Consider the following 2,486-nt stretch of genomic DNA (forward strand, 5'->3'; position numbering starts at 1 on the left):
TGTAGACGTCAAGTCGAATTTTACACTTTTTGCTCGTTTCCTTTTTACACTTCTGCTGAAAAAATGCTTTTCCGGTTTTTCATCCGATGACTTTCCTCATCCTCTCCACCATGTATGACTTCCACACGATGAAGTAAACGATCTAAAATAGCTGTCGTAATGCCTTGATCTCCAATTAAATTACCCCATTCATCTGGACTTTTATTTGAAGTCAGGATGATCGAACTTCGTTCGTATAAATGATTGATTAAATGAAAAAATAAGTTTGCTTCTCTCTGATCCATCGCCATGTACATCAAATCGTCGATAATCACAAGATCGGCATTTCTAATCCGTTTGAGTTGGACTTTAGATTTATTCAGGTATTCTTCTGTCTTTAAAAGCTGCACAAGCTCACCCATTGTAGCGAAGTAAACATTGAATCCTCTGTGAACGGCTTCGAGTCCCAGCCCAATTGCGATATACGTTTTTCCGATGCCAGGGGGACCTAGAAGAATTAAATTGTATTGTTGCTCTAACCAGCTCAATTCTCGAAGTTGAGAAAGCTGGCGGGCTGTTAGAACGTTTTGACCTTTAAGTTCAAACTCATCTAATGACTTCACGAAAGGGAAGCGTGCCCATTTCATTCTTTTTTCAAGGCTCTTCGCTTCACGTTTTGCTAATTCATATCTTGTGATAGATTCTAAGAATTCCAAGTAGGTCCATGATGCTTTTTCAGCTTCGCGAAGAAGCTGTGGCAGCTCCTCCGCAGTCTCTGATAAACGTAACTGACGAAATTGGTCTTGTAATTCATGCACTGTCTTGTTCATCATGCTCGACCTCCTAAAATGCTAGTATACGCATTTAAAGAACGGGTAGAGGCCTTAATATGAGGATGTTTTGCTGGATTGGCATAAAAGGATTGTACCTCTATAACTGGTTCATCACGCAATGTATCAAGGTGATGAGCGATATCCCGAAAATCATTCGCATTGTATAGTTTCTCTGTCATGCACTTAGTCATCACAGTATCAATTAATGCTGGATACTGTTGAATCACCTTGTAGATGATCGCAAACTGGTCTCGACGATACCTCGGGTATATTTGGCTGATCTCATCCAAATAAGCAGCTGCTTGTGTCTGATTTTCAAAGTAAGAGATTAGACATTGCTTAAGCTCTTCAACCCCTTTGGAGCGATCACGAGTATGATGACGGTTTTGAATGAGTTTTCCTTTTTCTGAGCTAATAAGATGCTCGGCAATTACCTCACCATTTGCTTCTCTGCGGATGACGAGCGTCTTTTGCTCTTCGTCTGTCGCTTCAATCCATACAAGATTCTCACTCATTGTTTGATAAGTCCCAAGTGGGACGGAATAACGGTTTGACTTATAACGGATCGTGTTGTCCTTGCTCACACTTCTTGTTATACTTTGGTTATTGGTACTTTCATATGAAAGTAACGAAGAGACTGGCTGTAAGTGTTGCTTTTCGAGGAGAAACACTTCTGCTGGTCTTTTTTTCGTGGTCTGGTGAACCTGATGGTTCCCAGTACGCTCGAGCCACTGTAGTGCTCGATCATTCCAATCTTCTATGTCACTAAACACCCGACTGTCAGCGAAATTGCCTTTTATGTATTTCACTACATTTTCAATCATGCCTTTAGATTCTGGATCAGCTCTTCTACACAAGTGAACTTTGAATTTACGCTCATTTACATAGCTTTGAAATTCAGCTGTTAAAAGCAGCTGGCCTGCATTTTCACTCACTGTGATTAAGTGGTCCTGATCATAGACGATTTCTTCTGTTCGTCCTCCGTAGAATTGAAATGCATTTTCATGACACCTGATCGCATCTCTTGTAGTAAATGGACGTGCCTGCCATTCCATATATTTATGTCTGGAGTGAGCGAGTACAAAGGCAATAAAGTACAGTTTGACTTCTTTGTTGTCTGTCGTCTTCTGTTTTGTTTCACCCCAGTCTACCTGAAGTTGTTTGCCCATTGGTTGTTCAGGAACTGCTTCGTATTGACGGACAATGACCTTTTTCTCAATCTGATAGACTTCACGAATATCTTTCACATAAGATCTCACAGTACTTCCACCGACCGATAGGTCGGGATATCTCTCCAAAAGCCAATCATGAATCTGAGCACTACTCAGGTGAGGATACTCTTCTAGCCAGGCAAGTATCCAGTCTTTATAGTGATTTAGTTTTTTCTTCTTCCCCAAAGGCTGTTCAGTGTAAGCTCTTGCCTCATCAAATGTCATTTCTAAATACTTATAGACAGTTGGTCTTGAGATCTTTAGCTCCTTAGCGATTTGTGCTACTTTAAATTTTCTTTTACGTAGTTCATGAATCTTTACATATAACACTAACTTCTCCTCCAAAACCCTAACCTCCAGTAAAATAACGTCAATATCTATTTTACTAAAGTAGTAGGTTGATTGAGCAAAAGTGTAAAATCTTATCAAGCGAAAACTGTCAACTTTATTCTAGCGTTTACAA

General features: G+C 40.0%; 2 protein-coding genes. Both read right to left on the reverse strand.

The features are described from left to right. Positions 1–44: 44 nt before the first annotated feature. Positions 45–809: an IS21-like element IS643 family helper ATPase IstB gene (istB, locus tag FDO66_RS20630; protein WP_101662422.1), complete on the reverse strand. Its 765-nt coding sequence runs from the start codon at positions 807–809 to the stop codon at positions 45–47. After that, positions 809–2,353: an IS21 family transposase gene (gene istA / locus FDO66_RS20635; RefSeq protein WP_141434533.1), complete on the reverse strand. Its 1,545-nt coding sequence runs from the start codon at positions 2,351–2,353 to the stop codon at positions 809–811. Before istA ends, istB begins: the two co-directional genes overlap by 1 nt. Positions 2,354–2,486 lie beyond the last annotated feature (133 nt).

Origin of the sequence: Bacillus sp. 03113, assembly GCF_006546985.1 — a bacterium.
Lineage (GTDB): Bacteria > Bacillota > Bacilli > Bacillales > Cytobacillaceae > VATK01.

What these genes read in the sequence shown, in the direction of transcription:
- istB (WP_101662422.1), bottom strand. Translation starts at nt 809, where the DNA reads ATGAACAAGACAGTGCATGAATTACAAGACCAATTTCGTCAGTTACGT.